Below are 24,794 nucleotides of genomic sequence, written 5' to 3' on the forward strand. Positions count from 1 at the left end.
ATTTGATCATGCCCCCTGACCTGCAGAAATAGCGCAGCGCGACGATCAGGCCTCTGACCTGCGGAAACACGGAGCGCGATGCGACTCACGCACCGTCACGACGCCCCAGCCCAGAACGCGGCCGTGCTGTTTGCAGTCATGCTGCCCATCGTGAGGCTGGTCGGCATGGCGGTGAGCCCGCTGCCGTACTGGCCGAAGCGGACGAGCGAGCCGATGCTGGCGTTGTCGTAGATCGTGTTCTGCCCGTATCGACCCATCTGAGGGGGCGAACTTCCGTTGAACAGGATGGCGGCGTAGACGAACCCCGCCGAGACAGCGGCCGGCGACGTCAGCGCGCATACCTTTGATCCGGCCGTGGCCCAGTTGCTGGACTGGTCAGCGGTGATGCCGAGCCTGGTTCCGCTGGTGTCGAAGACGGCGGCGAAGTTCTGTCCGCTGGTCAGGGTGATCGAGTTAGCCATGTAGAACACCAGGTTGGTGATGGTCATGGCCTTAGGAATCTTGATCTTCATCAGGTGCACGATCCCGGCTGGCACGGCGACGGCACCTGCGAGGTAGCCCGGGTCACCCACCCAGGCGAGCAGGCCGTAGTCGGCGGGGTTGTACCCGTGGTCTGTGGCTGCGCCGATCGACGCGGGGGTGACGGCGTCGGATCCGCCGGCGGCGTGGCTGGAGGCGTGGGCGGTGGGGGTGCGGGCGTTGGTCAGGCGGCTGTCGTCGCCGGCGGCGACGGTGCCGGTGGCGGTGCCGACGTCGAGGAGGGCTGCGCCGCCGAGTCCGAGGCTGGTGCGTGCGGCTGAGGCGGAGCCGCCGCCGGTGCCGCCCTGGATGAGTGGGAGGGGGCTGGACAGGTGGGTGGCGATGACCTGGGGGCTGCTGGTGGTGCCACCGAGGTCGCCACCGATGGACACTCCCCCGCCGCCTCCTCCGCCGCCGCCGGGGATCTGGCCGGCGGGGATGAGGCCGTCTGCGTCGAGCGGGCCGGCGGGTCCGCCGATCTCACCGACGGTGACGACGTCGACCTTGCTGGGGTCTCCCTTGGTGTAGCCGACAGCGGCCATGTGCCACACCCTCCGCCCGTCCGTGATGAGGTCCGACATGCGAAAACCCGGCGCGAGGGCCGGGTTTCGGAGTGTGGGCATAGTTCGCCCGGTGGCAATTATCGTTCGCTGCTGGTCACAGCGTCAAGCTCGTCGTCACGATGCGTTATCTTGCGTTGCTATCCCCGCTTGTTGGGAGGCACCGGTCTCCGCTTCGGCTTCATAGATCGAAGCATCTGGAGACTCTCCCGATACACGCCGCCGTGGACCTCTGCGAGTCTGTCCAGCATATCCTCCGTGTCGTTCATAATTCGCTCCATGTGGACAGCGTCCACGCCAGCGATAGTGACCACGGGCTCCCCGTCGTACCACTGGATCCCAATTGTTGGCATCGCCTTCACGCCCGCCGTGCCGTACCGAAAGCCAAGGGACGCGGCTTCTTGTACAAGGCGCTCGATACTTTGGAGTCGCTCTTCTTCGTTCTCGGGATGGCCTTCGATCAACGGTTTTGCGGCATCCTTCACCGCCTCTTCAACTTCGCTGGTTGCTCCAGCCAGCTCCAGTACTGCTTCTTTTTCGCCCCAGCGCAGCTTGTTTAATCGGCCAATGAGGTTCGAAAGCGGCCGACGAAACACCAGCCCGAGCGCCAGTGCGACGATCGGCCATGCAAGGCGGCCGACGAGGGAATCGATGAACTGAAGTACGCTCACGGTTTCATCATCCGCCGGTTCGCAGCGGTGCGTTACATTGCGTTGCCCTCTCGGGTAGTTCGCGGAGGTCAAGGAGCATCCGGCGGGCCGTGCCGTACCGGGTGATGCGCTTCTCGTGGACCCAGCGGCGGAGGGTGCCGGCGGGGCGTCCGGTCCACTCGACGGCCTGGGCGACGTCGACGAGGATCGGCGGGCGGGTCAACCCTGGCCTGCCCGCTGGGTCACCTGGGCGAGGATGCGGGCGAGGCGGGCAGGGTCGACGTGGGAGCCGGCGGCGACGGCGGTCTCAAGGGCGGTGAGGGCGTCGTCGCGGACGCCGTCCCAGATCGGGTTGGGCCGCGGGTACATGCCGATCATTGTCGCGCAGGCCACCGACAAGTGGGCCCTGGATCGCAGCCGTAGAAGCGCCGACCGTCGGGCGCGGTGAGCTCGGCCAGGGTCCCGACGTCCGGATCGTGGACAATCTCCAGACGTACGGCATTCCGGCTCGGCTCGGCCGACCAAGCGACGACGGGGATCCACGGCTCGCTCATGGCCGCCACTCCTCGCGGTAGTCCGGGTGGTCGGCGTACGGCAGGGCGTGTATGCGCAGCACGCGGCGGAAAGCCTCGACGTAGTCGCTCCGCATCGAGCCGTCCGGCTCACCCCAGTCGAACTCGGTCAGGGTGCTGATCTCGCGCACAAGCTGCCGTTTGGCTTCGACCTCGCGCAGCACGCGTTCCGGGCTGTAGGTCACGGCACCCGGTACCTCCATGCCGCTCTCAACGAGGCGCTCCGTCTCCTGCGCGTCACGCTCGTCTTCGTCGAGGCGGGCCCGCAGGAACTCCGCCAGATCGCTCATGCGCTCAAGCCTTTCATCTCGTCGAGGAGCGCGACCCAGGAGCCGCGGGGCCAGGAAGCACCACAGCGGACCCAGTCGATGGGCCACGTCCCGCCTTCGCGGGCAGGGCCGTGGATTGGCACGTACCCGTCGCACCAGACGGCGCTGGAGGCGTCGGCGCGGACCATGAGCTGTCCGCCGCAGTACCGGCAGTACATGTCGCGCAGGGCGACGATGGGCGCCTCATAGCCGAGCAGGATCTTCGCGGTGGACACCCAGGAGCGGACGCGGCCGGCGACCCGGTGCGCGTCGTCCTCGTGGACGGCCAGGACGAGGCCGACGAGCTCGCGGAGCCCGCGCTTGGTGGACGGCTGCGGTGTGGTCGCGCCGAGCTGTTCGCGGAGCTCGGTGACGCCTGCGCGGATGTCGAGGAGGAGCTCGAGGGCGGCGGTCGCCGGCGACCGGGACTCAAAGCTCTTGCCGCTGGGCATGGGCGACAGGGCGCCGTCGGCGTCCCATCCGGGGCTGCCCTGGGGTATGGCGTCGCCGATGGTGACGATGCCGTAGGGCGCGGCCGGGCGGCGTTCGGTGCGGAGGTACACCCAGCGGCCGTGGGCGCACACCGTCCCGGACGGGCAGGGGTCGTCGTCGTTGCGGACCCACCGGTACCGGTCGACGGCGACGGTCTTGGCGGCGGCCTGGATGGCGTGGAGCTGGTCGATGATGCCGGGTGCGCGGGTGCGGTGGGTGGTGAGGTCGATGACGGCGATGGTGCGGTCGGGGCCGCGGCGGACGCGTCGGTAGCGGGTGACCTCGGCGGTGGTCTGCACGGTGTCGACGAGTTCGCCGACGAGTCGGGCGAGGGCCTCGGCCGGTGTTTCTTCAGAACGGCGGTCGCTGTGGTGCATTCCGGTCGCCTTTCGTGGTCGAGGTCGTGATTCGTGTTGCGACGGTGGCGGGGATTCGGCCGGGGCATTGGTGGGTGACGAGCACTGGGTATTTACGTTTCCGTATTCGCCATTGGTCGCGGTAGGCGATTTCGTGGTGGTGGCCGACGCGGATGAGGTCGTATGTCATTCGCCCGGACATGAGCGCCTGGAGTTCTTCGATCTCGGTGAGTGGTTCGGGGTCAAGGCGGACCTCGAAGGCGCAGACCGGGGCGTCGAGGGCGTGGATGACGGCGCAGCGGCAGCGGCCGCAGGCGACGAGCACGGCCTGGAGGGCGCGGGCGGGGTTCTGCAACGCGCTCATGCGGCCGACTCCGCTGCCGGGGTCTCAGCGGCCGGGGTGGCGGATGTGGCAGGTGCTCCTGTTGAGCACGATGCGCGTATACGCACGCGCGCGCATAGGCGATAACTGGGGGAAAACTGCCACCTGCCACCTACGGCATGTGGATAACTCGTTTCGGTGGCGGTTTTCCACGGCCTGTTGACGATGGTTCGGGTGGCCGATCCTTCGCCGCATCCTTGCCTCTGCGCTGCAGCGATCGCGCGCCAGGTGGCGGATCCTTCCGTATCGATCCATGCCGCACGGGTGGCGGATCGTACCTGTGGATGACGCGGGGGGCGGGTGGCGCTTTCGCCACCGGGGAATCCGCCACCCATCACCGTGGTCACCTCCATCCCAGCTGTTCGGCGGGTGGCGGATCGTCGTCGGGTGGCGTGTCGTCCGGCCCGTCCTCGGGCACCAGGAGGCAGATGTTGGTGTAGAACCGAGCGCCCTTGGCGCCCTTGGTGGAGGCGACGCCGTAGCGCGCGAGGGCGGTCGTGAGGGCCTTCGCCGACTTGGGGTCCTCGCCCTCGGTGAAGCAGAACCGTTCGTATTCCTCGCGGAACTTCGACACCCGTGTGCGGACAAGGTCTCCGCCGCCGACGTTGCAATATTCCTGCACGAATTGACCGATGGAATCCTGGTCGGATTCGTATTCCGCCGTAGCGGCCTTGACCGACTCCGGTTCGTTGAGTCCACCTTTGGCGAATTCGACGGCGCCGCGAATTATCCACGCGAGAATGGCGGGGCCGTGTTCGCGGGAAAGGATGCCCTGGAGGTCGTCGATGATCTGGTCCTTGGGCACCTCATGCACGAACGGGATGAGGCGAAGGCGGCGCCAGAACGCGCGGCCGCCAGAGCGTACGACGGGCCGGTGGTTGCCCATCAGCCAGAGGTGGTGTGTGGGTTGGAAGCTGAAGTGGTCGGCCCTCATGAACCTCGCGGTCAACGTGTCGCCGCCGGTGAGCTGTTTCACCTTCGCCTCGTCGAACCGGTCGGCTTCGTCGACCTCGGAGCAGACGACCATGCGGACGCCGGCGAGACGGGCGATCTCGGTCTCGTGGGCGGCGTGCGCCTTGGCCATGAGGAAGCCGGACGGCGCGGTGGTGGCGTAGTCGCCCAGGACGCTCGTGAGGCTCTCCAGGAAGACGCCCTTGCCGTTACCTCCGGAGCCGAACGCGAACGGCAGTACGTGCTTCGTGACGGCGCCGGTGGCGGAGTATCCGACGAGCCGCTGGAGGTACCCGGTGAGGTCGGCGTCGGCGTTGAACGTGGTGCCGAGGAACGCGTTCCACAGGCTGGTGTCGGCGTTCGGGTCGGGAGCGCACGCGGTGATGCGGGTGTGGAGCATGGCGGGGTCGGCGGGCAGGAGGTCGCCGGTGCGGAGGTCGACGATCCCGGCGGGGGTGTTCAGCTGCCAGGGGTGGTTATCGAGGTCGTCGAGGGTGACGACGACTCGGGTGTCGGTCTCGGCCTGGAGGAGCATGGCACTCGTGCCGACGGCGGACAGCGCGCGCTTCTTGTGCCGCTCGGCTTCCTTGTCGGGGCCTTCGGGCAGGCCGCGGGCGACGCGTTTCGCGTACTCGCGTACGAGGCCGCCGCTGCTGGGTTCCCAGTGCCAGCGGGTGCCGTCCCAGGTGAGCCAGCGGCCGCGGTCGGGGCAGAAGCGGATGACGTCGCCGAACCGGTCGACGAGGGCGAGGGCGGCGCCGTCGTCGGAGCGTTCGTAGGTGCGTTCCTCGACGAGCGTGAGCGGCTGCGCCTGGCCGGGGTTCAGTTCGGTGACGGTGGCCAGGCTGCCGTCGACGCCGAGGCCCGTGGGGATCGGCTGCGGGCCGAGGACGGGCCGGGAGGGCTCGGGCGGGCGCTGCCCGTACCCGGCGGCCTGGAGAGCTTTGGCGGCCGCGGAGTGGTCCCCTGCGTGGTTCATCAGGGCGTACGCGCCGAACTTCGTGTACGGCACCTCCGCCTCGAATTCGGTCGAGGTGGTGAAGACGTACAGCCGGTCGCGGTCGTCGCGGGCACCGGTGGTCGCGGACAGGCCGTCGCGTTTCCCGGGCCGCCGCCAGTAGCGGGTCGTGCCGCGGTGGAACACGAGCGTCCATCCGGCGGGGCCGAGGATGTCCGCCCAGTCGGTGCGGGCTTCGTAGTCGTCGCCCGGGGAAATGCCGCCGGCGGCGTGCTCGCGGTCGTCGGACGGCTGTAGGAAGCGGATCGGCTCGGGCGGCGGCGGTGTCTGGTCGAAGGCCTTCGCGAGCTCGTACAGGGCGTCGCGCTGCTCACCGGTGATGGTGGGGATGGTCGCGGGGCCGCCGGCGAGGAGTTCCCACGGGCGGCCGGTCGGGTGGCAGCGCGCGGCCGTGGGTGCGACGACGACGAACCCGCCCTCGCCGCGGGTCTCCAGGAGCACCCGGCGGAACACCTTGCCGGGCTGCCGTTCGCGGGTGCGGCGTTCGTCGTCGGTGAGTTCGTGCTCGTACGCCGGCCGGGATGCGAGCTTCGTGTTCGGGCGGGCGGCCGCGCCGGTGACGCGGTAGAGGATGTGGACGCCGCCGGACGGTGTGCGTTCGAGGTAGCCGGTGAGGAGCTGCTGCAGGAGGTCGCCAAGGCCGGCCGCTCCGGCGAGCTGGAGGAGCTCGGTGAGTAGCCCGGCGTCGACGGCGCGGCCCTCGAGTTCGAGCATCTCCAGTTCGCCGGACACGGCGCCGGTGATGACGCCGACGCCGTGGTGCCGGCGGGCCCAGTCCTCGACCTGCTGGCGGGTGGGCGGGGTGTGTTGGTAGTCGCGCCAGTTCACGGCGGGCGCCTTGGTGCCGTCTCCTCGTACGGGGAGGACGGCGATGCCGACGTCGTGGATATGGAGGGCCGCGGTGGTGAGGTCCGCGGGTTGGGTGGCGTCGGCGTCGTCGCTCAAGTGGAGCTCCTGCGGGTGCGCGGTATGTCGGGGACAGGGATGCAGGTGGGCGAGGGTCAGGCGTAGTGGTCGATCCAGGCGAGGCCGGTCCGGTCGAGGCCTTCGCGGGCGCGGGTGACGGCGACGTAGGCGAGCATGGCGTCCTCGGCGGGCACGCCCTGGTCCTCCTCGCCGTCGCCCTCGCCGCCGGTGACCTTTGTGGGCCGCGGGAAGTCGTTCGCGATCTTCACGGTCGTCCACTCGCGGCCTTTGGCCTTGTGGACGGTGGAGACGGTGACGTCGGCGTGCTGCTCGATGACGAGGTGCTCGATGACGTCGATGATCACGTCGGGGCCGTGCTCGTCGACGAGCTTCACGAACGTCTTCAGGTCCGAGCCGTCGCTGTCCTGCTCGACGTACTCCTGGAGTTCGGCCCACGTGCGGAAGGCGTACAGCTCGGGGTGGGAGCAGCCCTTGCCGGCCTTGAGGGTGACGGCTGCCTCGGCGAGTTTGCGGACTTCGCGGCCGCCGCCGACGAGCGCGACCCGCTTCCCCGCGGCGAGCGCGAGCATGACCTGCCGGATCGTCTCGGAGTTGGAGCGGCACAGGATCGCGGTCGGCTCCTCGAGGGCGCCGATGGTCGAGGTGATCTGGTCGTAGCCGGTGAGGCGAAGGTCGGTGTCGAGGAGGCTCAGCCACTTGTTCGCCTCGCGGGCGATCGGGTCGCCGAACCGGAAGCTCTGGGACAGGCGGAGGCGTTCGCCGTCGAAGCCGGCCATGGCGTCGCGGGCGCCCCGCCACCCGTAGATGGCCTGCGCTCGGTCGCCGACGAGGATCCGCTGCGCGTGGCCCTGGGCGGCGACGATCGCGGCGATGACGGGGTTGGCGTCCTGGGCCTCGTCGAGCATGACGTAGTCGGCGGGCAGAACGGGCCCGGACAGCTGCCACATCTTCAGGTAGTGGTCGTGGGCGAACCGGAGCTGCCCGTCGATGTGGGTGACGTCGTCCCACATGCGGCGGGCGTACGGCAGGAGCGTCTGGCGGAGCATCGTGACGGTCGCGTGGTCATCCAGGCCGGGCACGCGAGGCACGTGCCACGGCTCGATCACCGCGGCGTCGGAGTAGCAGAAGCGGGTGACCGTGTCGGAGACGATCCGGGCCTGCATCGCGGGGGTGAGGATCCGGTCGGCGGGCGTCTTGATGGTCTTGGTGATCTTCAGCATCCGCGCGGTCTCGCGAGCGGGGACACGAGGCCCGTTCAACCGGTGGGAGAACTGGTTGCCGAGGGCTCGGTACGCGAGGCTGTGCGCGGTCGAGCAGGTGACCCAGGGGCCGAAGCGGCGGCGGGCCTCGTCGGCGATGGCACGGTTGAACGCGAAGTACGTGCCGCGGCGGCCGGTCGCGACGGCGGCGAGCATCTCCAGCGTGGATGTCTTCCCGGATCCGGCGCCGGCCTCGGCGACGAGGTGCTTCCCGGCGGCGAACGCGTCGACGACGGCCTGCTGCTCGTCGGTCGGGGTGCGGCCGGTGAGCTGCGCGATGGTGAAGCCGCTCAGCGCCGGGGCGGCCGGCGCGGGCTGCTCGTCGGCGGGCTGGAGGAACGCGGGCAGGCCCGGCGCCGGAGGTGCGGGTGCTGGCAGCGTGCCGCTCCAGATTTCGCCCCAGCCGATGGGCTCAGGGCCGTGGCTGCAGGTGATTCGCTGGTGGCCGCACACGGTGCAGCGAGCGACGTCACAGCCGTCGTCGTGCGGGCGGCCAGGCGGCACGTGGCAGTCACGGCACAGGCTGCTGGCTCCCGGCTGTTCCTCGGCCGGCTGGGCGAACATCGGCGGCGCGGGCTCGTCAACGGGCTGGGTGAACATCGGCGGGCCCGGGTCGAGTTCGGCGGGCTGCGTGAACGGGAAGGTCAAGGTCGTCTCCTGTCGTCGGGGTGGTGTTCGTGCCCCGTCTCCGTCGTGGGCGGGCGCCAGGCCGGGCCTGGTGACGGGGCGACCATCAGGTGACGGGGATGGTCAGGCGATGCGTGGCGATGTTCTTGCCGTCGTGCGTCCAGCGGTGGCCCGGCGTACGCGGCTTGCCGTCGCTGAAGACCTCGACGTGGACAGCGGACGTGGTAAACGACATTTCGGCGACGTTGGCCGGGTCGATGCCGAGCAGGCGGACGGCCTGCTGGACCTGTTCGAACGAGACCGACGCCGGGACGCCAGTGACGGTGATGGTCGACGGCTGTGGCACGTCTTGGTCGTTCATGCGGGGATGACCTTCAGGAAGTAGAGCTCGCCGTCGACCTCCAGGCCGAGGACGTCCGGTTCACCGTCGATGGCGCTCACGTTCTCGGTGTCGAAGTCGGTCTCGCCGGTGAGCAGACCGACGAGCCGGTCCCGGACGCTGCTGACGTCGCTCATCGGCCGGTCACGCCCTTCGTGACGGCCTCGGTGATCAGCTCGGCGGCCTGGGCGCGGACGGCGTCGACGACTTTCTGCCGCTCGGCCTTGATGGCGTCGGCGAGCTCGGTCTTCAGTTCCCTGCTGACCATCTCGTGGATGAGCTGCCGGCCGAGCGGCTGGGCGTTCCGGTCGTAGCTGCCCTTCGGGGTGCCCTGGAGGATCTTGCGGGCCTCGTCGACGACGACCTCGCGCATGGAGATGGGCTCTCCGATCGGGTCGCCGTAGGCGACGGTCCGCTGGATGGGTTTGGCGATCGTTTCGGCGATCATCGGGGTGATCTGCGCGCGGATCTCCTCGTCGCGGATCTCGCGGATTCGGCGCCGGAGCGTCGACCAGTCGTCGGTCTGCATGAACCGGGAGGCGAGCTCGGTGACGACGAGGTCGGCGAGCGTCGCGGGTTCGTCGTTCGGTCCGTAGTAGCCACGGATGGCGGTGCTGAGGTCGACGTCGCCGACCTTCACTTCGATCTGCACTCGGGTGCTCCTTGTCGGGTGGGTGGCGGGGCGGGCCGCCGGGGAAGGTGCGGCCCGCCCCTGGTGGGTGTGGGTCAGGCGCCCTGGGGCGCGGGCGGGAGCTGGCCGCCGTTCTGCAGCTGCTGGAGGAGTGCCTGGGCCTCCGGGGTGATCTGGTTGACGTCGTACGGCTGGCCGCCCGCCGGCGGCTGCGGCGCGGCGGGCGCGGGCGGGGCGGGCGCGTACTGCTGCTGCGGCTGGGGTGCCGGAGCGGCGGCCTGCGGCGCCTGGGCGTACTGCTGGGGCGCGGCCTGCTGAGGCGGGACGCCCTGCTGCCCGTACTGCGGCTGCGGCGCGGGGACCGCGGCCTGGGCCGGGTACTGCTGAGGCGCCTGCCCGTACTGGGGCTGCGGGGCGGCCGGCGCGTACTGCTGGGGCGCGGCCCCCTGCGCCGGGTACTGCTGCCCCTGCTGGGCGTACTGCTGCGGCTGGGGCGCCGGGGCTGGCCTCGACGCGGCCTGCTGGGCGGGCTGGCCGAAGTTGTTCATCGGGTTCGCCGCCAGCCACGCCTGGGCGCGGTGGTCGTCCTGGCCGGGCGTGAACGGCCCGAGGACCCATGCGAGGTTGTCGCCCTTGCCGGGCGCCTGGGTGATGCGCCCGAGGACCATCTCTCCGGTCCGGAGCGCCTTGCCCAGCTTGCCGACGACCCCGGGGTGGGAGTCGTTGACGTGCTGCTGCAGGACGGGGTTCGGGGTGTCGAGGTCGACCATGTCGAACACCGCGTGCGGCTTGTCGGCGCTGGCGAGGTTGTCGTACTTCGTGCCGATCTCGTGCACCTTGGTGACGAGGATGAGGTGCCCGAACGCGTCGGCGGGCTTGAACCAGTCGCCGGAGCTGGGCTGCCCGAAGGTGGGCATGGACATGTGTTTCTCCCTGTTTCCTATGCGGCCTTGGCCTGTGCGGTGGTGGGGTTTTTGGGCGGAAGGTTGCCGGGGCAGCCTTCGCTCAGGTCGGTGGAGCGGGGCTTGAAGTAGGGGCAGTACTTGCAGTCCCAGCCCGGGTCGGCGGGGATCAGCGACCACATCGCTGGGTTCGCCTCGGGGTCGAGGGCGATGATCAGGTCGCGGATCGTGTACATGCGGCGGAGAGCGTCGAGCGCGACCTGCCGGTCGTAGGGCTGTTTCCACACCCACAGGCCGGACAGGTAGCCGGTGCGGGGCACGAACGCGAGGGCGACCTCACGCGGCTTGTAGCCGAGGAACTCCCAGCCCAGCCCGTACACGTTGGCCTGCACGACGTACTTGCGCCGCGGCCCCTCGCTCTTGTACTTGCGCATGACGGAGTCACCGACGACCTTCCAGTCGATGACGCGGTCGTGGAGCCGGTCGTACAGGTCGCAGGACCCGCCGGGCATGAGCGGCGGCGCGATCGTGAGGCGCTGCTCGACGATGAACCGGCCGCCCAGCTCGGGCCGCGAGAACGCCTCTTCGGCCCAGCCGTGGAATCCGGTGCCGATGATGGACGCGAGCGGGTCGTTGCCGGTGTTCGCCTTGTCCCAGTCGAGCAGCTTGTATGCGATCTTCCGGTCGCAGGTGTCGCCGACCTCCGACGGGCCGATGTGGGACTGCCGGGAGCGGGGGGCGTTCGTCGAGGCGTCGCGGATGATGTGCGCGAGCTCGCCGGCGACGGCGTCGTTCTCGTCGGCGCCGGGCTGCCCGAGGTCGACGGCGCCGGCCTCGGGCTGGGTGAACGTCGGCGCGGTCACTGCCCGGCTCCCAGCGCCCGGGCTGTACGGCATGGCGCCGCCTCGGTCTCCTCGTGCGCCCACGACTGGACGCACTTCTTGCAGCGGCCCTCGTCATCCGGCTGGTGCAGAGCGAGAGCGGCATCCCGCTGCGCGCGGAGCTGCTCGACCTCGGCGGCGAGCAGCTCCGCGTCGTTCAGCGCGGCGGAGATGATGAGGTCGCTGTCGCGGTCGGGCCGCGAGGGGATGCTCATCCGCCAGCGGCGGTGCGCGCCCTGGGCGGAGACCTCACCGACCTCCGTGTACGCGCGCTTGATCCGGTCGCGGACGGCGGCCAGGTCCAGCGCTTCGGACGCCGGCGGCCGGACACTCGCCGACGGCGGGACGTACCCGACCGGGAGCTCGCCGTGCGTGACAATCGCGCCGGGCCCGGAAACCACCTCCTGGCCGCTCATCGGGCGCTCCAGTCACAGGACAGGCCGCCGCGGTTCGTGCCGTCGTAGATCACGCAGGTGACCAGGCGGCCCCCGTCGACCTTGACGTGCACGACCGTCAGCCCCTGGCCGTTGTCGATGTTGGTGTGCGGGGCGGTCGGCTGCCCGTCGGGTTCCCCGGGTCGGTCGCCGCCGCAGCCTGCGAGGGCGAAGACCGTAACGGCGAGCGTGGCACCGACGCGGGTGTGCGCCTTGGCGCGGCTCATCGGTTACCTCCAGCGGGTGCGTTGACGGTGCCGCCGGTGGCGTACGAGGGCCCAGCGGCCTGCCGCCATGCGGTGAGCTGCTTCTCGCTGATCCAGCCGGTACTGCGGCACGGCTCGCCGGGGTGGCCGGGCTGGGTGAAGCGGCCGAGGATCTCGGTGACGAGGTCGCGGAGCCGGCCGACCTCACGCATGAGGTACTGCTCGTCGAATAGGGCCGCGTTGACGATGGAGTCGGTGTCGTAGCCGGGCCGGCCGGGGACGCTGCATCGCCACCTGCCGGAGCCTCCGTCGACGACGGCCTGGACCTCGCGGAGCGCTCGGCCGTTCCTGCGGCGGACCACGTCGAGGTCGACGGGTAGGCCGGCGCTGCGGCGCGCGAGCTCGGTCTCGGCGGCGGTGAGTTTGTCGCGGGCGGCGGCGAGCTCGGCGCGCGCGGCCTTGGTTTCGGCGCGGGCCTGGGCGATGTCGAGCGGCCGTATGTCGACCTCGGCGGGCGGCCGGTGGAAGAACTCGCGGAGGGCGCGGCGGAAGGCGTTCATCGGGTGCAGGCCTCGCAGTCGGGGTTGGGGGTGGGCATGTGGTCGACGCAGCCTTCGCGCGGCGCGGCCTCGGCTGACGGGTCGGTGTGGCCGGCGAGCTTCCGGTAGAGCTGCTCGACGTCCCGCAGGTCCATGCCGTGCTGTACGGCCAGGCCGCCCCAGACGAAGTCGCCGGTGCCGCCGATGAGGTCTGCGAGGAACTTCACCTCGCCGTCGGTCAGGTCGGGTGTGGCCGGCTGCGGTGGGGTGGTGAGCCCGTCCGCGGGCAGGAGCGCGGTGGCTACGGCGTCGAGGAGCAGCTGGGCGTTGATGAGCTCGCCGGGCTCGTCGGTGTTTGCGCGGACGTCGTCGACCAGGGCCTGCACGATGGCCCGCACGCGGGCGTTGGCGGCCTCGGCGACGTCGGCCCGCTGGCGGTGCCTCCACAGCGCCTTGCACGCCTGGTCGTACGCCCAACGGGTCGGTGCGACGGCGAGGCGGCGGGCGACCCGCTCGGCCTCCGCGAGGCGGTTCTCGTGGTCCATCTCGAAACAGCGCCTCGCGCGGTCGAGCTCACCGAAGATGCGGGTGATGACCTCCAGGCGCCGCTCGGCGGTCGCGTCGTTCCACCGGCGGATCCACTGCGCGGGCGTTGGCATCGTGTCGGCGGGGCTGGGGTCGTCGGCCTCGCCCGCGCGCAGCCGGGCAACCTCGGCCGCGGCTGCGGTGTCTTCGGTTGGCGCACCGAGCGCCCGGATCGCCGCGGCGATGAGCGCGTACCCCGTCTCCTCGTCCGCGTCGTCGAGGTAGCCGTCTTCGTCGAGGGTGCCGGTGATGTGGCCGGCCCTCGCGAGAGCGGAGAGGAGCTCTCCTTCCCAACTGGAGTTCCCGAACGGGCGCTTCCCGCTGAATCCTTCGCCGTCCTTCCACAGCTCGGCCAGCAGCCGGGTCAGGTAGTCGCGGATAGTGGCCGCGCCGGCGTCGTTCGGCCCCATGGGCGTGTCGAGGATGACGCGCGGGTCGATGTCAGCCACGGTCGCCGTCCTCCAGGTCGAGGAGCACGTACGGCCGGGCGGCGCTCGACGGCACCGTGTACTTGGCGACGATCTCCGGGTGGTCGCGCTTCAGGGCCTTCTGGTCGAGGTGGCTGCCGGGCTTCTTCTTCGCCCAGCGGATGACGGGGCGGCCGGCGATGTGGCCCTCGGTGGCGTCGGCCATGCGGCGCTGGATCTGCTCGCGGATCCCGTCGCGGGCCTCTTCGATCTCCGCGACACGGGCCTTGTGCGCCTCGGTAAGGCGGTCGATCTCGGCGGTGAAGGTGCGGTCGGCGTCGACGAGGCCGGCGATGTCGTCGAGATTGACGACCTTCGCCGGCGGGCTGGCCGTCGAGTCGTTCTTCGTGGTCATCGGTTCTCCAGGCGGTTGGTTCTGTGGGCACTGCATCGGGTTCGCGGGGTCGCTGTCACTGGGGTGTTCACACCCTGTGGACAACCGGGTCGTTCAGCTGGGGTGGTCGAGCTCCAGGGCGGCGAGCTCGACGGCGGCGCCGGACGCGATAGCGGCAGTGCGGGGCCCGTCCAGCTGGTGCAGCACCGACGCGGCGGTGATGCACCCGACGGCGGTCAGCAGGATCCGCGCGATGGTGACGTCGTCGATGTCGGGGTGTTCGGCGCGGAGCCGGTCCGCGAGGCCTCGCTTCAGCGACTGGCACGGGCAGCCCGCGGGGCACGGCGAGACGTCGCGGATGACCTGCAACAGGTCCCGTTCCCTCGGTGTCAGCTTGTTCATGCGGTCCTCCTGAGTCGTGCGTCGCGGTCGCGCTGGTCGGCGACGGCGGCTTTCGCGGCGGCGTACTGGGTGGGGCTGGAGCGGCGTTTCCCGGACGCGATGGCGCGGGCGTCGACCGCGGCCCAGGAGTCGGCGGCGGCCGCGTACCGGTCGCGGAGTTCGTACGTGGTGTACGCGGGGCATTCCGGGTTGCCGCAGTAGCAGCGGCTCGGCACGCACGGCGTCGCCTCGTTCGGCTCCGTCCGATCGGCCAGGGCTGCGGGTGTGTGGCCGGGGCAGCGCAGCCCGGACAGGTACGGGCGTGCGCCGGTCGCGCCGCAGCGGCGCCTCTCAGCGGCGACCCAGTGGGTGCACAGCAGCTCAGCCATCGGTCACCTCACTGGCGGCCGCGAGAACTTCGCGCACGGACGGGGCGTCGGCGTCCATCGCCCGGATCAGCTCACAACCAGGGCACCGGCACGGCAGCGCACCGGTCGCCAGCTCGGCATGTAGCGCACGACCCTGCTCGGTGACGACCTGCCGCAGCCGCATCGTCTCGGCCTGGGCAGCGTCGGCGAGGGTGGTGTCCGGGGCGGTGTCGCGAGCCCAGGCGATCCGGTTGCGTGCCGCACGCGCCGCGTCTTTCAGCGCCCTGATGTCGGCCGCGCCGGCGCGTTCGCCGAGCTGCTCGATGCGGTACAGCACACCGTCGAGCGGCTGCACACGGGCTTGGATCTCGGCCTTGGCGTAGTGGTCGTCGCGGGTCGCGACGTTCTCCCATTCGCGGCGGCGGATCGCCGCGGCGGTCTCCCGCTCCCACCGTGCCCGGTCCATCAGCAGCGACTCGACCGTGCGCTGCGCGTCGTACGCTTCCCGGCTGGCGAGCTTCAGGTCCTCGCGCAGCTCGGCGACGGTCATGTCCTCGATCGCCGTCACGCGTCCTTCTTCCGGACGAGGGTGAGCTCGAAGCCGAGCGCGTCGACGTGGCTGAGGAGAGTGGACAGGCGCGCGTCGCGGCCGGTCTCGACCCCGGAGACGCAGCCCTGGGTGAGGCCAGCCAGCGCGGCGACGGCCTCCTGGGTGAGCTCCTGGCGGCGCCGCTCGTCGACGAGTTCGGCGATGAGCGGATGCGGCTGGCCCATCACGCACCGGCTTTCGCGGCCAGGTACTGGTCGACGATGGCCTGGGGCACCCGGCCGATCGGCGAGCACTCGATGCCCCGTTCGGCCGCCCAGGCGCGGACTTCCTTCGGCGTGGGGCCGTCGCCGGCCGGGCGGCGCGTGGTGGACTTGCCGGGGCGGATCTCCTTCAGCTTCGCCCGCCGTGCGGCGAGTTGCTCCTCCAGCTCGGCGATCTCGTCGAGGACACGCTTCTCGGCCGCCTCGGTCTCGACCCGTTGCTGGAGGTCCTCGACGGCGGCACGGACCTTCTTCGCGGCGGCCTGGGTCGCGGGCACCTCTGACTCCTCGCCGCGGCGGAGCAGGTTCTCCAGGCCCGACAGGTCAACGTCGGGCTCCTGCTCGTCGACGTCGTCGTCAGGCCGGTCGTGCCCAGACAGGTCAACCGGGCTCTCGCCGTGCTGGCTGCCGATCACGACCATGTCGGTGCGGGCGTCGAGGCTCCACCCTTCGGTGCGGCTGATGAGCGCGGTGATCTGCTGGCGCGGTACGTCGAACGCGAAGGCGACGTCCTTGACGGTGCGGCCGTCGAGCAGCGCCTCGGTGATCTCGGGGGTGTCGGACTTCGGTTCAGACATGGGTGTGACCTCCGGGGTCGCGCGGGACGTGAGCGTGAGGAGAGCGGACCGGCGCATGCTGCGCCGGTCGCCGCTGGTGGTTCCGCCCCAGACGCCGTGACGGCCCCGGGCGAGCGCCTCGTCGAGGCAGGCTTCGCGGACCCGGCACAACGACCGGCACACCGCGAGCGTCGAGTCGGGCGGCGGGCCGAGGGGGAAGAACAGTTCGGGGTCCATGCCCCGGCATGCGGCTTCGGTCTCCCACCCGGACATCACGCATCCGCATCGGTCGAGAGCGGGTCGCCGTAGCCGGCGGCGCGGAGCAGCTGCACAACGTCGGCCAGGAGCATGCGGACGGGCGCGGCGTTGTCCACGACGAACGGCTCCTGCGGCTCGTCGAACAGCCGCGCGAGGCCGGCCGCGAGAATGTGCTCCAGGTCGTGGATCGGCATGATCGCCCACCAGCGGCCCGCGTTCGGGTCGCCGACGCCGGCACGGCGCACGACGAGCACGCCGATGTCCGCGCGTGCGTTGATTCGCTCGGTCTCGGTCTCGGCGAGCCACGCCGTGATCTGGCCGTCGCCCGCGGTCCGCTTCCAGGCTTTGACCTCCCAGCACACGCCGGGCGTGCCGGTGATGTCTCCCTGGTCCTGGGTGCCAGTGAGCGCGCGCCGCTCCGCGTGAGGGAAGCCGTGCGCGCGGAGGTAGCGGACGACTGCGGTCTCCGCGCGCGTGCCGATGTCCTTCGACCTGCTCACGCGGGCACCTCGCCTTGCCGGAGCCTGGCCCGGTACCGGTAGACGGTCCGCGGTGACACGCCGAGGCGCTTGGCGGTCTTCGCGGCGGACATCGTCCCGGAGTCGCTGGCAATGACGTAGTCACGGAGACGGCTGGGCATAGCTGCGGCCTGGCCGCGCTTCCTGGGCGGCGGGACCTCCGCGGGCCGCCCGGCGCCGTCCCACCGTTTCCAGCATGCGCTGCACAGGTGATCGGCGTAGTACCGCTTCTCCTCGCGGCAGTTTCGGCAGATGATGAGGCGCCCCTTGCCCGTGTTCGGCTTGGGTGGGGTGTCTCCTGCCAGGGGAACTGTGTTCATGCGGATACGCCTTCCGGCTCGCGTGGGCAGCGGCAGGTAGTCGTGTGGTGGAGGCGGTGGCCGGCCGGGGCGGGGTCGTCGGCGGGCGGCCGGAGACCGGCCCACAGCGCGCCGAGGGCGGCGAGCACGATGGTCAGCGCGGCGGCGAACAGCAGGAGCGTCACGGCGTGTCCTTCCGCCTGGGACGCCTCATCGACCGGAAGACGTACGGCGTGACGAGGATCCAGCTCGCGCCGAGGAGCCCCAGGCAGATCGTCGGGTCGTGGCCCTCCGTGGCGTACGCGGCGGCGAGAAGCGCGTCCGCGAGCGTGAAGAGGAACCAGACGGCAAACACGGCGGCGGTGTGGAGGTGCTGCCGGGAGCCCGCGCTCTGCGCCGTACGGCGAGGGCGCGCGGGCTCCCGGGGCTCAGCGGCGCACATCACTACACGGCGCCGTTCTGGATGAACTCGCGGACCGCGTCCCAGCGCTGCGACACCTCGGTCAGCAGCGACCGCTCCTCTTCCATGGCGGCCGTGTCGCGCTCCCACCGGCGCTCGTCGCGCCAGCTCGTGATCTCGCTGCTGATGAGGGTGTCGAGCGTGGTCGGGTCGAGGGCGTCCAGCTCCCAGCTGGAGTAACCGAATCGGTCGATGTAGCCAGAGGAGCGGGAGTCGGTGAGCTTCGCCGGGTTCGGCGGCGGCTCGTACTCCTCGACCTGGTCCATGTTGAGCGCGATGCGGATGACCTTGACGTTCGCGTCGAAGAGCTCCAGGCGGTCCTGAATGTCGCGGGTCATGTCGATCCCGGACGGGTCGTGGTCGCCCAGGTGGATCACGATCGGCTTCTGACCGTGGTCCTCGTAGCCGCGCAGGCGCTGGGCTGCGCTCCACAGCTCCGACTGGGAGGTGTAGCCACGGCAGGAGAAGTAGTCGACGTCATGTCGGCCGCACACACCGGAGATCACGCCGACCAGCGCGTCCTTCTCGATCCACACTTCGACCCGGTGGGGCTGGTTCGCCCATCGGTCGGTGCGGTAGCTGTACGCCGATCCGCGGATGATCTGGTCGGGAGAGTCCCAGTGAGAGAGGCCGCGCAGCGTGCGGGTCCGGTCGACGATGTAGTTCCAGTCGAGCAGGCCGGCGAGGCGCGCGTCGTTGATGATCGAGCCGAGCCGCTTGTACTCGGTCTGCTTGTTGGCGATCCAGCCGCGGGCGACGAACTGGTAGTACAGCTGCCGCAAGGTCAGGTCGAAGCCCTGGCGGGCGTAGTCACGGCAGATCTCATCGGCCTGCAGGATGATCGCGAGGCTGCTGTCGCTGAAGTTCTTCGGGACGTAGGTGATCCGAGGCATCAGGCACCTGCCCGGTATTCGTGGTTGTCGGGGTCGGCCTCCAGGTAGGCGGTGTCCGGGTCGGTGTCTTCGCGGTCGCGCGGCCGCGCCAGCTGGGCCCGGCGGATAGGAGCCGGGTCCGAGACGAGACCGGCCTTGATCGCAATGAGCGCGCCCACGATCGGCGCGAGGGCCAGGACGATCCACACGATCGTGCTCAGGTCGTTCACTGGCCCTCGCCGCCTTCGGCCGGGCTGACCGGGTCGGTGAAGGTCTCGGCGGCCGCGGCCGGCGCGGCGTCCGGCTGGTGCGGCTGGTCGGCGATCGGGACATCGCCGTTTCCGGTGACCGGCTGCTGGGCGGTGCCGTTGCAGCGCGGGCACTCGTCGCGGACATCGGGCAGTTCCCGGCCTTCATACGAGGCGTTCAGCTCGGCCTCGGTGGCGTCGCCCAGCTCGGATCCGCAGCCGTTGCAGGTGCGCTTCGCCGTGACGATCGTGCTGCCGTCCGGGTTCCTCCGGTCGGGCGTCGAGCGGCGGCGCGGCGCCAGCGCGGCGGCCTTGTCAGCGCGGTCCGCGATGTCGAGGGCAGCGGCCATCACCTGCCGCATCAGCGCGGCATGCTCGGCGTAGTCGTCGCGGATCGGATTGTCGGGGGGCCCCGCGAGGCGCAGCGACCCGAACAGGAGGCGCATGTCGTCGGCGTGGACGGCGGCCGGGGCGGGACGCGGCGCGCGGCCCTGCGCGATCGCGAGGAGGATCTTCGTCTCCTCGATCTCCTTGCGGGCGCCGGCCGCGAGCTCCTGCCGCATCCGCAGCTGCTGCTCGGCGTCGACGACGGCCTTGCGCGCCTCGACGATGAGCTCGTCGTACTCTTTCGCCGCGACAACGAGTTCGACGTACTTCTCCTGGAGGGCGGCGACGGTCGCGTCGCTCATCCAGGTGGACATCGGCGTGCCCTCGGCGGCCTGGGGCTGGTCGGTAGGGTTGGTGGTCATGGCGCTCAGCTCCTTCACGGGGTGATGTGGTGCGCCTGTTCGGCGGCCTCCGGTGTGTGCGCACCGGGGGTCGTCGTGGTGTCGGGGGTGCGACGGGCCGCGAGGATCGCGTCGACGCGCAGGTCCTGCAGGTCCTGGTTGCGGCGGAGCTCGCTGATCAGCGAGCTTCGGGCGTCGTACAGGTCCCGCAGCGCCTCGTCGATCCGCTTGATGGCGTCGTGGCCGGCGGTGATGTAGGCACCCGGGGTGGGGTCGGCGGCGGGGCCGCGGTGCCAGCGGCCGAGGAGCAGCGCCGCGTGCTTCAGCGTCGTACGGGCCCGGTGCAGGGCTGCGTGCGATGCCGGCGGCGCCAGCTCCTGGGGCGTGCGCACGATGGTCCACTCGTGGTGGCAGATCGGGCAGCGGTGCTCGAACTCGTCGCCGTCGCGGGTGCGTGCGTGCACGGGGATCGTCTGGCCGTTGTTCGCGCAGCGCGGGCAGGTGGCGACGTCGGGGCGCGACGGGGCGGTCATCGGGAGGCCGCCGGGTTCTGCAGGTGCGTTTTCTTGACGTCTTCGACGATCGCGCGGATCCCCGCGCTGCTCTCGAACGAGCAGCCGGGCGCCTTGCACTTGGCGACGTAACCGGCCGGGCCGGGGCAGCCCTGGCCCGGCTTCGGCTTCCCGTTCGGGCTCATCGCGTGCGTGCACGGGCTGTTGTCCGCGTGTACGCGGACGATCGGCGCGGTGTGGCGGACCGGCTTCAGCTCGGCCTTGACCCGCTGGACGCCGCGTTCGAAGTAGTGGCAGCCGAGTTCGTGCAGGTCGACATCGTCGTTGACGCCGCCGCGCTCCCCGAGCCGGTGACGCACCAGCGCGTGGACCGCGGAAACGAGGTCGACTTCGCCCTTGGTGAGCAAACCGGCGTGGCCGCCGCGGAGCTCAGCGATCTGGAGGCTGGCCAGGATCTGCTCAACGTTTTCGGAGCGCTGCGGGGTCGGTGCGGCGGTCATCGGGTCCGCCTCTCGCGCTCGCGGACGACGCGGAGGACACCGGGCCGGATCCAGGCCAGGCCGATGCGCGGGTGCGGCCACGGTCCGTCGACGGGTCCGCGCTCGGTGAAGCCGGGCTGGGTGTCGGGGTGGTCCCACTGCACGCAGACGACGCCGGGCTCGAGGTTGGCCATGGCTGCGACGTAGGCGTGCGCGGGCGCGATGCCGACGTAGGCGCCGGGGCAGGTCTCCGGGTTGCCGGGGACGATCGTGCCGAGCCACATGGAGTGCTTGTGGCGGACGCGGGTGCCGATCGGCCAGCGCGCGGCGAGCAGCTGCACGACGACCGCTTCGTCGACGGTCGCGGTCACGGCGGGAGTGCGGTGGCTGGCGGCCGCCGCGGAGGGGAACGCGATCAGGTTGGTCAAGGCCCTGCCTTTCTGGTGAGACGTTGCGGGCCTGGGTGCCGCCAGCCCGGAGGCCGGCGAACGTTTGTGGGTCAGGCGGCGATGCGCCTGCGTGCTTCCGCGCGGTGACGGCGTATGAGGGCGGCGATCTCGTCGACGCTGGGGCCGCCGGGGACGTACGCCTCGGCAGCGGCCGCTTCAGGAGTGAGCGAGTCGCGGTGCGCGCGGGCGTCGGCGAGGACCTGGGCGGCGTTGGCGACCGCCTGCACGTAGGTGGTCATGACTTGCCGCCTTCACGCGCGGCCTTGTCTGCACCGGTCACGGGGTCGAGGCCGAGAACTGTCTTGATCGCCCGTCGCGCCGCGGGGCGGGGGGTGTACAGGCCGCGTTCGACCTTCGACAGCTGCGAGTCGGAGATCGGACCGCCGGCCCGGCTGCAAGCGGCGGCCAGGTCGCGCAGGGTCAGGCCCAGCTCGATCCGGCGGCCCTGCATCGGGCTGCACGGTTCGGTGGTTTTCTGCGTCATGGGGAGCAGACTAACGCAGGGCAACGCAGGGAACAACAGGAAAGCACAGGAGAGATTCTGTGAACCAATCGCCTGTGACGTGCGTCTAAGCCCCTCTCTCCGTGACTTCCCCCTGACTTCTGCGTCGGGCTGCGTTATTCTGCGTTAGACCGCCCAGGAAGGCAGCCATGACCGCCCGCAGCCAGGCCGCTCAACTTGAGGCCGCAGAACGACTCGATCGCGCACTCAACGCCATCCGCCGCGCACGCGGCCTGACATGGCGGGAGTTCGCAGCCGAGGCCGCCAAGGGCGGTTACCGGCTCTCGTACGAGACCCTCCGATCGGCCCGCAAAGGTGAGTCCGTTCCCAGAGACCTGACCGCGTCCGCCATCGAATACATCGCCGGCTGGGCGCCAGGCAGTCTCGAGGACGTCATGGCCGGCAAGGAACCGACGTCAGTCAACGCCCGCCGCTTCCCTGGCGAGCGCCCCAAGTACGACGATCCCGCCCTGCAGGCCGTCTGGGACATCGAGCTCCTAGACGAGGACGAGCGCCGGGCAGCGATCACGGCGATCCGAATCATTCGGGAGAACAAAGGGCAGGCCGGGCAATCCGACCAGCGCGCGTACGGGTAACACGTAACGGACCGGTCACAAATTCACGAACGGCGTGCACCTAAGTAAGAAATGGTGCGTCATCAAATGACCGGGGAGGGAACCACCACACGTGCATGGAGGGGACACATCGGGTGGAACCCACACGTCATCACAGCGACACCGACCTGCTGCGCCGGATCGCTGAACTGGAACGAAGCAACGCGGAGAAGGACGCCGAACTGGCCACGGCTCGTTCTCTGCTCGCAGCCACGTGGCCAGGCAACGAAGTCCCGGACGTGCCGATACCGGCGGAGCTCTCCCATGCACTGCGTGGACCGCGGCAAGCCGTCCGGCTCGACGTCGACGGCACGACCGTTATCGCCGGAGTACGGGGCAGGAGCACGTCGGACGCGGCACGGGAACATGCCATCTGGGGGGCTGTGCTGCGGTTCGCGCGCGGAGGCACGCGCGGAGGTAAGGGATGAGCGACCTACCTGAGTGGCAGCGCGAGGAACTGCCGCAAGGCCTCGACTGGATGCTGCGGCTCCCGCCGGAAGACGGCGACGCGGTCATCGTCATCAACTCCGCGCTCAGCGACGCGGAGACTCAGGTCGCGGAAGACGAAGCGCGTGCCGCGTGGCGCCGACACCGGCGGCGTCGCGGTGGCCTCCTGGCAGCGCCCCTCGTCGGCGTCCGCCACGCGAAAGAGCACCCGGCGGCGGCCACTGTCGTGGTGGTGGCGAGCATCGTCCTCATTGCCGGGTTACTGCTTCCCCACGGGCGCGGCGGCGATCACCATGCGGCGCATCCTCCGCCCCGGCCGACCCGGGTACCCAGCAGCGCACCGTCACGGCAACCGCCGACGTCGCCCTCCCCAGCCCGGCCGGCCAACCCGCCGACCACAGGTTCCGGCGACCCAACGACGACGCCTGTCACCCGGCAGACGAAACGACCTCTCCGACCGGGCTCGTTACACTCACCTCGACCGCGGCCGCCGCGTACCGAAGCGCCCGCGCCGAGCCGACCAGATCGGCCGCCAGGCATCCGGCCGGCGCGCTGCGGAATCAATCTCGACCTGAAGAGGATCCGTCTCGACGTGCGGCTCGGGTCGGGCCGCAGAGGAGTGCTATGCCTCCGCCGCTGAGCAACGCAGCGAACCTGTCGGTGGTGCCCGAGGAGCCGATCCCGGCCGTCGGGTACATCCGCGTGTCGACGGCGCGCGAGGAGATGATCTCCCCCGAGCTGCAGCGAGCGGCGATCACCGACTGGGCGGCCCGCCGAGGGCGGCGCATCGTCGCCTGGATCGAGGACCTGGACAAGTCGGGCCGCAATTTCCGGCGCCGTGTCATGCGTGCGATCGCGATGATCGAGGACGGCACCGCCAAGGAGATCGCCGTCTTCAAGTTCTCACGGTTCGGCCGGCAACGCGTCGGCTGGGCGGTCAACCTCGACCGCGTCGAGTCCGCCGGCGGAGACCTGCAGTCGGCGACGGAAGAGGTCGACGCCCGCACGGCGGCGGGCCGCTTCTCGCGGGGGATGCTCGCCGAGGTCGCCGCGTTCGAGTCCGACCGTGCATCCGAGCAGTGGAAGGAAGCGCTCCAGTACCGTCGGGACGTCGACCGGCTTCCTCCGCAGGGGACGCCCCGGTTCGGGTACGACCGGCTGGGCCGGATCCCCGTACCGGGCAAACCGAACCATTTCATCCGGGACGCTAACGACCCGAAGGGCGAGAGATACGAGCCGAACTCGGTACTCGGCCCCGTTCTGGCATCGCTTTACATCCGGTTCGTCGACGGCTATTCCGGTCATTACCTCGTCCAATGGCTGAACCGGAAAGGCTTCCGTACGGTTCGAGGTAATACGTGGACGCAGCAGAGCCTGTACCTGTATCTCGATTCGGGGTTCGGCGCCGGCCTGCTGCGGTCACACCGACGTGACTGCCGTTGCAAGCAGCCCGGCCGCTGCGGAAACGTCGTCTATCACCCTGGCGCGCACGAGCCCGTGATCGACCAGGAAACCTGGGAAAGGTATCTCGCGCGCCGGAAACGGCAGCGGAAACTGCCGCCTCGGGCGCAGTCGGCGGTTTATCCGACCTCGGGGCTGATGCGGTGCGGGCACGCCGGTCAGAAGGGAATCCCCCAACACGGGCTGTCCGCGCAGCACGGAATGGGGGTGCCCGGCTACGCCTACGTCTGCAAGTTCAGCATCCAGGGCCGCGGCTGCCCGGGCGTATGGGTCCGCCGCGTCGACGTCGAGAAGGCAGTGCGGGCCGAGCTGTCGAAGTGGGCCGGCGACATAGATGAGCAGGCCCGCGTCACGCAGGCCCGGAAGGCGGTACAGCTCACCGCGCGTACCGATCGCGAGCGGATCGGGCGGGAGCTGCTACGGATCGACAAGGCGCTCGGCCGGCTCGTCAAGGAACGCGCTCTCGATCAGGACATGCCGGAGGCCATCTACGACAGCATCCGCCAGGAGCTCCTGGACGAACGTAAGGAGCTGGAGGCGGCGCTGGAGGAGGCCGGCGAGGAGGAGCAGGCGAACCGCCAGGACCACATCCCGGTGATCCGCACGCTCCTCGATGAGTGGGACACGATCGCGGTAACGCGGAAGCGTGATCTGCTCGCTACGCTGATCCGGCATGTGAAGGTGTACCGCACCGGTGTGCGCACGCCCGCGAGGATCGTCGTCACACCTGTGTGGGAACCGGACACAGACGAGGCACCGGACGACCAGGCGCCCGATGCCGTGATGGAATCGCGCATAGACGACCGTGACCAGGAAGAATAGAGTTGTCCTTTGGCTGAATCATCATTCGAC

38 protein-coding genes are annotated in these 24,794 nt (G+C 70.4%); 2 read left to right on the forward strand and 36 right to left on the reverse strand.

All coding sequences use genetic code 11. The features are described 5' to 3' along the window. Positions 1-95: 95 nt before the first annotated feature. The 35 genes from QSK37_RS50180 to QSK37_RS50355 form a co-directional block, all read right to left on the reverse strand. Entirely contained in the window at positions 96-1,061 is a 966-nt protein-coding gene (locus QSK37_RS50180) for a hypothetical protein (protein WP_285636859.1), read from the reverse strand. Between the two features lie 158 nt (positions 1,062-1,219). Beyond that, entirely contained in the window at positions 1,220-1,750 is a 531-nt protein-coding gene (locus QSK37_RS50185) for a hypothetical protein (protein ID WP_285636862.1), read from the reverse strand. Positions 1,751-1,948: 198 nt separating this feature from the next. Continuing rightward, positions 1,949-2,098: a hypothetical protein gene (locus tag QSK37_RS50190; RefSeq protein ID WP_285636864.1), complete on the reverse strand. Its 150-nt coding sequence runs from the start codon at positions 2,096-2,098 to the stop codon at positions 1,949-1,951. A gap of 181 nt (positions 2,099-2,279) precedes the next feature. Beyond that, positions 2,280-2,591: a DUF6221 family protein gene (locus tag QSK37_RS50195; RefSeq protein WP_285636867.1), complete on the reverse strand. Its 312-nt coding sequence runs from the start codon at positions 2,589-2,591 to the stop codon at positions 2,280-2,282. After that, a complete protein-coding gene (locus QSK37_RS50200) occupies positions 2,588-3,478 on the reverse strand; it encodes a hypothetical protein (protein WP_285636870.1) in 891 nt (296 codons plus the stop codon). Before QSK37_RS50200 ends, QSK37_RS50195 begins: the two co-directional genes overlap by 4 nt. Next, the gene (locus QSK37_RS50205) at positions 3,453-3,821 is read right to left on the reverse strand and encodes a hypothetical protein (protein WP_285636873.1); all 369 of its coding nucleotides are present in this window, start codon (positions 3,819-3,821) and stop codon (positions 3,453-3,455) included. The genes QSK37_RS50200 and QSK37_RS50205 overlap by 26 nt, the downstream gene beginning before the upstream one ends. A gap of 361 nt (positions 3,822-4,182) precedes the next feature. Further along, entirely contained in the window at positions 4,183-6,753 is a 2,571-nt protein-coding gene (locus QSK37_RS50210; RefSeq protein ID WP_285636876.1) for a phage/plasmid primase, P4 family, read from the reverse strand. Positions 6,754-6,809: 56 nt separating this feature from the next. Beyond that, positions 6,810-8,642, reverse strand: coding sequence for a UvrD-helicase domain-containing protein (locus QSK37_RS50215; protein WP_285636879.1), 1,833 nt, complete (start codon positions 8,640-8,642; stop codon positions 6,810-6,812). A gap of 85 nt (positions 8,643-8,727) precedes the next feature. Beyond that, entirely contained in the window at positions 8,728-8,982 is a 255-nt protein-coding gene (locus QSK37_RS50220; protein WP_285636882.1) for a hypothetical protein, read from the reverse strand. Next, on the reverse strand, positions 8,979-9,137 hold the full coding sequence (locus QSK37_RS50225; RefSeq protein ID WP_285636885.1) for a hypothetical protein: 159 nt from the start codon (positions 9,135-9,137) through the stop codon (positions 8,979-8,981). Before QSK37_RS50225 ends, QSK37_RS50220 begins: the two co-directional genes overlap by 4 nt. After that, positions 9,134-9,652 (reverse strand): hypothetical protein, encoded by a 519-nt coding sequence (locus tag QSK37_RS50230; protein WP_285636888.1) that lies wholly within the window; start codon positions 9,650-9,652, stop codon positions 9,134-9,136. Before QSK37_RS50230 ends, QSK37_RS50225 begins: the two co-directional genes overlap by 4 nt. Positions 9,653-9,726: 74 nt before the next feature. After that, the gene (locus QSK37_RS50235) at positions 9,727-10,554 is read right to left on the reverse strand and encodes a hypothetical protein (protein ID WP_285636890.1); all 828 of its coding nucleotides are present in this window, start codon (positions 10,552-10,554) and stop codon (positions 9,727-9,729) included. 17 nt (positions 10,555-10,571) lie between these two features. Next, on the reverse strand, positions 10,572-11,396 hold the full coding sequence (locus QSK37_RS50240) for a hypothetical protein (RefSeq protein ID WP_285636892.1): 825 nt from the start codon (positions 11,394-11,396) through the stop codon (positions 10,572-10,574). Next, entirely contained in the window at positions 11,393-11,830 is a 438-nt protein-coding gene (locus QSK37_RS50245) for a hypothetical protein (protein WP_285636893.1), read from the reverse strand. The genes QSK37_RS50240 and QSK37_RS50245 overlap by 4 nt, the downstream gene beginning before the upstream one ends. After that, complete coding sequence (locus QSK37_RS50250) at positions 11,827-12,075, reverse strand: hypothetical protein (protein ID WP_285636895.1); 249 nt, start codon at positions 12,073-12,075, stop codon at positions 11,827-11,829. Before QSK37_RS50250 ends, QSK37_RS50245 begins: the two co-directional genes overlap by 4 nt. After that, complete coding sequence (locus QSK37_RS50255; RefSeq protein WP_285636898.1) at positions 12,072-12,614, reverse strand: hypothetical protein; 543 nt, start codon at positions 12,612-12,614, stop codon at positions 12,072-12,074. The genes QSK37_RS50250 and QSK37_RS50255 overlap by 4 nt, the downstream gene beginning before the upstream one ends. Continuing rightward, entirely contained in the window at positions 12,611-13,627 is a 1,017-nt protein-coding gene (locus tag QSK37_RS50260) for a hypothetical protein (RefSeq protein ID WP_285636901.1), read from the reverse strand. The genes QSK37_RS50255 and QSK37_RS50260 overlap by 4 nt, the downstream gene beginning before the upstream one ends. Continuing rightward, positions 13,620-14,000, reverse strand: coding sequence for a hypothetical protein (locus QSK37_RS50265; RefSeq protein ID WP_285636904.1), 381 nt, complete (start codon positions 13,998-14,000; stop codon positions 13,620-13,622). Before QSK37_RS50265 ends, QSK37_RS50260 begins: the two co-directional genes overlap by 8 nt. 93 nt (positions 14,001-14,093) lie before the next feature. Continuing rightward, positions 14,094-14,381 (reverse strand): hypothetical protein, encoded by a 288-nt coding sequence (locus tag QSK37_RS50270; protein ID WP_285636907.1) that lies wholly within the window; start codon positions 14,379-14,381, stop codon positions 14,094-14,096. Next, the gene (locus tag QSK37_RS50275; RefSeq protein WP_285636911.1) at positions 14,378-14,749 is read right to left on the reverse strand and encodes a hypothetical protein; all 372 of its coding nucleotides are present in this window, start codon (positions 14,747-14,749) and stop codon (positions 14,378-14,380) included. The genes QSK37_RS50270 and QSK37_RS50275 overlap by 4 nt, the downstream gene beginning before the upstream one ends. Next, positions 14,742-15,296 carry a hypothetical protein gene (locus QSK37_RS50280; protein WP_285636914.1) on the reverse strand — a complete coding sequence of 185 codons (555 nt, stop codon included), beginning with the start codon at positions 15,294-15,296 and terminating at the stop codon, positions 14,742-14,744. Before QSK37_RS50280 ends, QSK37_RS50275 begins: the two co-directional genes overlap by 8 nt. Next, positions 15,293-15,502 (reverse strand): helix-turn-helix domain-containing protein, encoded by a 210-nt coding sequence (locus QSK37_RS50285; RefSeq protein WP_285636917.1) that lies wholly within the window; start codon positions 15,500-15,502, stop codon positions 15,293-15,295. The genes QSK37_RS50280 and QSK37_RS50285 overlap by 4 nt, the downstream gene beginning before the upstream one ends. Next, on the reverse strand, positions 15,502-16,368 hold the full coding sequence (locus QSK37_RS50290) for a WhiB family transcriptional regulator (RefSeq protein ID WP_432705688.1): 867 nt from the start codon (positions 16,366-16,368) through the stop codon (positions 15,502-15,504). Before QSK37_RS50290 ends, QSK37_RS50285 begins: the two co-directional genes overlap by 1 nt. After that, the gene (locus QSK37_RS50300; RefSeq protein ID WP_285636920.1) at positions 16,368-16,853 is read right to left on the reverse strand and encodes a hypothetical protein; all 486 of its coding nucleotides are present in this window, start codon (positions 16,851-16,853) and stop codon (positions 16,368-16,370) included. Before QSK37_RS50300 ends, QSK37_RS50290 begins: the two co-directional genes overlap by 1 nt. Further along, a complete protein-coding gene (locus QSK37_RS50305) occupies positions 16,850-17,191 on the reverse strand; it encodes a helix-turn-helix domain-containing protein (RefSeq protein WP_285636923.1) in 342 nt (113 codons plus the stop codon). The genes QSK37_RS50300 and QSK37_RS50305 overlap by 4 nt, the downstream gene beginning before the upstream one ends. Continuing rightward, positions 17,188-17,355, reverse strand: coding sequence for a hypothetical protein (locus tag QSK37_RS50310; protein ID WP_285636926.1), 168 nt, complete (start codon positions 17,353-17,355; stop codon positions 17,188-17,190). Before QSK37_RS50310 ends, QSK37_RS50305 begins: the two co-directional genes overlap by 4 nt. Then, the gene (locus QSK37_RS50315) at positions 17,352-17,612 is read right to left on the reverse strand and encodes a hypothetical protein (protein ID WP_285636929.1); all 261 of its coding nucleotides are present in this window, start codon (positions 17,610-17,612) and stop codon (positions 17,352-17,354) included. The genes QSK37_RS50310 and QSK37_RS50315 overlap by 4 nt, the downstream gene beginning before the upstream one ends. 2 nt (positions 17,613-17,614) lie before the next feature. Next, positions 17,615-18,523, reverse strand: coding sequence for a hypothetical protein (locus QSK37_RS50320; RefSeq protein ID WP_285636932.1), 909 nt, complete (start codon positions 18,521-18,523; stop codon positions 17,615-17,617). Beyond that, entirely contained in the window at positions 18,523-18,732 is a 210-nt protein-coding gene (locus tag QSK37_RS50325) for a hypothetical protein (RefSeq protein ID WP_285636935.1), read from the reverse strand. The genes QSK37_RS50320 and QSK37_RS50325 overlap by 1 nt, the downstream gene beginning before the upstream one ends. Further along, a complete protein-coding gene (locus QSK37_RS50330; protein ID WP_285636937.1) occupies positions 18,729-19,499 on the reverse strand; it encodes a hypothetical protein in 771 nt (256 codons plus the stop codon). The genes QSK37_RS50325 and QSK37_RS50330 overlap by 4 nt, the downstream gene beginning before the upstream one ends. 14 nt (positions 19,500-19,513) lie before the next feature. Then, positions 19,514-20,011, reverse strand: a complete 498-nt coding sequence (locus tag QSK37_RS50335; protein WP_285636939.1) for a hypothetical protein — start codon at positions 20,009-20,011, stop codon at positions 19,514-19,516. After that, positions 20,008-20,490 carry a hypothetical protein gene (locus QSK37_RS50340; RefSeq protein ID WP_285636941.1) on the reverse strand — a complete coding sequence of 161 codons (483 nt, stop codon included), beginning with the start codon at positions 20,488-20,490 and terminating at the stop codon, positions 20,008-20,010. The genes QSK37_RS50335 and QSK37_RS50340 overlap by 4 nt, the downstream gene beginning before the upstream one ends. After that, a complete protein-coding gene (locus QSK37_RS50345; protein ID WP_285636943.1) occupies positions 20,487-20,897 on the reverse strand; it encodes a hypothetical protein in 411 nt (136 codons plus the stop codon). Before QSK37_RS50345 ends, QSK37_RS50340 begins: the two co-directional genes overlap by 4 nt. A 71-nt stretch (positions 20,898-20,968) precedes the next feature. Beyond that, entirely contained in the window at positions 20,969-21,157 is a 189-nt protein-coding gene (locus QSK37_RS50350; protein ID WP_285636944.1) for a hypothetical protein, read from the reverse strand. Continuing rightward, entirely contained in the window at positions 21,154-21,402 is a 249-nt protein-coding gene (locus QSK37_RS50355; RefSeq protein ID WP_285636946.1) for a helix-turn-helix domain-containing protein, read from the reverse strand. The genes QSK37_RS50350 and QSK37_RS50355 overlap by 4 nt, the downstream gene beginning before the upstream one ends. Positions 21,403-21,569: 167 nt before the next feature. Between QSK37_RS50355 and QSK37_RS50360 the strand changes: the two genes are divergently transcribed. Next, positions 21,570-22,016: a hypothetical protein gene (locus QSK37_RS50360; RefSeq protein WP_285636949.1), complete on the forward strand. Its 447-nt coding sequence runs from the start codon at positions 21,570-21,572 to the stop codon at positions 22,014-22,016. Between the two features lie 451 nt (positions 22,017-22,467). On the opposite strand, the gene QSK37_RS50365 is transcribed toward QSK37_RS50360, so the two are convergent. Beyond that, entirely contained in the window at positions 22,468-22,677 is a 210-nt protein-coding gene (locus QSK37_RS50365; protein ID WP_285636952.1) for a hypothetical protein, read from the reverse strand. A 467-nt stretch (positions 22,678-23,144) separates the two neighbouring features. Between QSK37_RS50365 and QSK37_RS50370 the strand changes: the two genes are divergently transcribed. Then, positions 23,145-24,764 (forward strand): recombinase family protein, encoded by a 1,620-nt coding sequence (locus QSK37_RS50370; RefSeq protein ID WP_285636954.1) that lies wholly within the window; start codon positions 23,145-23,147, stop codon positions 24,762-24,764. Positions 24,765-24,794: the final 30 nt, after the last annotated feature.

The sequence above is a fragment of the Actinoallomurus iriomotensis genome (assembly GCF_030269445.1).
Classification (GTDB): Bacteria; Actinomycetota; Actinomycetes; order Streptosporangiales; family Streptosporangiaceae; genus Actinoallomurus; species Actinoallomurus iriomotensis.

Coding starts and splice junctions, on each gene's coding strand:
- QSK37_RS50180 (WP_285636859.1), bottom strand. CDS start 1,061: ATGGCCGCTGTCGGCTACACCAAGGGAGACCCCAGCAAGGTCGACGTC.
- QSK37_RS50190 (WP_285636864.1), bottom strand. CDS start 2,098: ATGTACCCGCGGCCCAACCCGATCTGGGACGGCGTCCGCGACGACGCC.
- QSK37_RS50195 (WP_285636867.1), bottom strand. CDS start 2,591: ATGAGCGATCTGGCGGAGTTCCTGCGGGCCCGCCTCGACGAAGACGAG.
- QSK37_RS50200 (WP_285636870.1), bottom strand. CDS start 3,478: ATGCACCACAGCGACCGCCGTTCTGAAGAAACACCGGCCGAGGCCCTC.
- QSK37_RS50205 (WP_285636873.1), bottom strand. CDS start 3,821: ATGAGCGCGTTGCAGAACCCCGCCCGCGCCCTCCAGGCCGTGCTCGTC.
- QSK37_RS50220 (WP_285636882.1), bottom strand. CDS start 8,982: ATGAACGACCAAGACGTGCCACAGCCGTCGACCATCACCGTCACTGGC.
- QSK37_RS50225 (WP_285636885.1), bottom strand. CDS start 9,137: ATGAGCGACGTCAGCAGCGTCCGGGACCGGCTCGTCGGTCTGCTCACC.
- QSK37_RS50235 (WP_285636890.1), bottom strand. CDS start 10,554: ATGTCCATGCCCACCTTCGGGCAGCCCAGCTCCGGCGACTGGTTCAAG.
- QSK37_RS50245 (WP_285636893.1), bottom strand. CDS start 11,830: ATGAGCGGCCAGGAGGTGGTTTCCGGGCCCGGCGCGATTGTCACGCAC.
- QSK37_RS50250 (WP_285636895.1), bottom strand. CDS start 12,075: ATGAGCCGCGCCAAGGCGCACACCCGCGTCGGTGCCACGCTCGCCGTT.
- QSK37_RS50255 (WP_285636898.1), bottom strand. CDS start 12,614: ATGAACGCCTTCCGCCGCGCCCTCCGCGAGTTCTTCCACCGGCCGCCC.
- QSK37_RS50265 (WP_285636904.1), bottom strand. CDS start 14,000: ATGACCACGAAGAACGACTCGACGGCCAGCCCGCCGGCGAAGGTCGTC.
- QSK37_RS50270 (WP_285636907.1), bottom strand. CDS start 14,381: ATGAACAAGCTGACACCGAGGGAACGGGACCTGTTGCAGGTCATCCGC.
- QSK37_RS50275 (WP_285636911.1), bottom strand. CDS start 14,749: ATGGCTGAGCTGCTGTGCACCCACTGGGTCGCCGCTGAGAGGCGCCGC.
- QSK37_RS50285 (WP_285636917.1), bottom strand. CDS start 15,502: ATGGGCCAGCCGCATCCGCTCATCGCCGAACTCGTCGACGAGCGGCGC.
- QSK37_RS50290 (WP_432705688.1), bottom strand. CDS start 16,368: ATGTCCGGGTGGGAGACCGAAGCCGCATGCCGGGGCATGGACCCCGAA.
- QSK37_RS50305 (WP_285636923.1), bottom strand. CDS start 17,191: ATGAACACAGTTCCCCTGGCAGGAGACACCCCACCCAAGCCGAACACG.
- QSK37_RS50315 (WP_285636929.1), bottom strand. CDS start 17,612: ATGTGCGCCGCTGAGCCCCGGGAGCCCGCGCGCCCTCGCCGTACGGCG.
- QSK37_RS50320 (WP_285636932.1), bottom strand. CDS start 18,523: ATGCCTCGGATCACCTACGTCCCGAAGAACTTCAGCGACAGCAGCCTC.
- QSK37_RS50330 (WP_285636937.1), bottom strand. CDS start 19,499: ATGACCACCAACCCTACCGACCAGCCCCAGGCCGCCGAGGGCACGCCG.
- QSK37_RS50335 (WP_285636939.1), bottom strand. CDS start 20,011: ATGACCGCCCCGTCGCGCCCCGACGTCGCCACCTGCCCGCGCTGCGCG.
- QSK37_RS50340 (WP_285636941.1), bottom strand. CDS start 20,490: ATGACCGCCGCACCGACCCCGCAGCGCTCCGAAAACGTTGAGCAGATC.
- QSK37_RS50350 (WP_285636944.1), bottom strand. CDS start 21,157: ATGACCACCTACGTGCAGGCGGTCGCCAACGCCGCCCAGGTCCTCGCC.
- QSK37_RS50355 (WP_285636946.1), bottom strand. CDS start 21,402: ATGACGCAGAAAACCACCGAACCGTGCAGCCCGATGCAGGGCCGCCGG.
- QSK37_RS50360 (WP_285636949.1), top strand. CDS start 21,570: ATGACCGCCCGCAGCCAGGCCGCTCAACTTGAGGCCGCAGAACGACTC.